Genomic DNA, 741 nt, shown 5'->3' with positions numbered 1-741 from the left:
ACAATGGTTCCACCGGCCTATCTCGGCAAGCAGTTTGCGGCGGCGCACCAGCACTACCTTGTCTCTGGTAGCGCCACCATTGATTCCGGAGACCTCGAAACTGCCGTTCGCCATGTGACCGAGCACGGTTTCGGCACTGAATCAAACTCACGGCTGTTGGCGCTGATGAACCCGGCACAGGCGGAAGTGGTGTCAACCTTCAAAGCTGGCGAAGAAAACGCCAGCGGCATTATTGCCAAACACGACTACATTCCGTCCGCTGGCGCTCCGGCCTACTTGCAACCGGAAAATATCGTGGGTCAGGTTGCGCCGGAGTCCTACAACGGTCTTAAGGTGCAGGGTTCCTACGGCGAGACCTGGATCATCCAGAGCGACTTCATCCCAGAAGACTACTTCGCGGTTGTCGCCACCTACGGAGCCAACAGCCCTGACAACGCCATCGGGTTCAGGCAGCACGCTCAGCGCCAATATCAAGGTTTGCGTACTATTCCCGGTCTTGGCCCGTATCCGTTGCAGGACAGCTTTTTCCAGCGCAGCTTCGGTGTTGGTGTGCGCCGTCGCGGCCAAGCCTGCGTCACGCAGATCAAGGCCAGCGGTTCCTATAGCGTGCCGGTGATCCCGAAGTGACGCCTCGAGATTGGCTGCAGGCCAATCTGACTGCAGTCGTGGTCGCGGTAGCTCAGGCCGGTGCCACCCTGGCCGGCTCAACTGCTGAAACCAATGTGTCTCAGTCCCTTACTA

General features: G+C 58.8%; 1 pseudogene. It reads left to right on the top strand.

The features are described 5' to 3' along the window. Nucleotides 1-627: pseudogene (locus tag A5791_RS27755) on the top strand (hypothetical protein); the annotation flags it as partial. Nucleotides 628-741: the final 114 nt, after the last annotated feature.

This window comes from Mycobacterium sp. 852002-51163_SCH5372311, assembly GCF_001667115.1.
Taxonomy (GTDB): Bacteria; Actinomycetota; Actinomycetes; order Mycobacteriales; family Mycobacteriaceae; genus Mycobacterium.
Note: the sequence above shows the minus strand (reverse complement) of the source record. Positions and strands in the feature narration are given on the sequence as shown.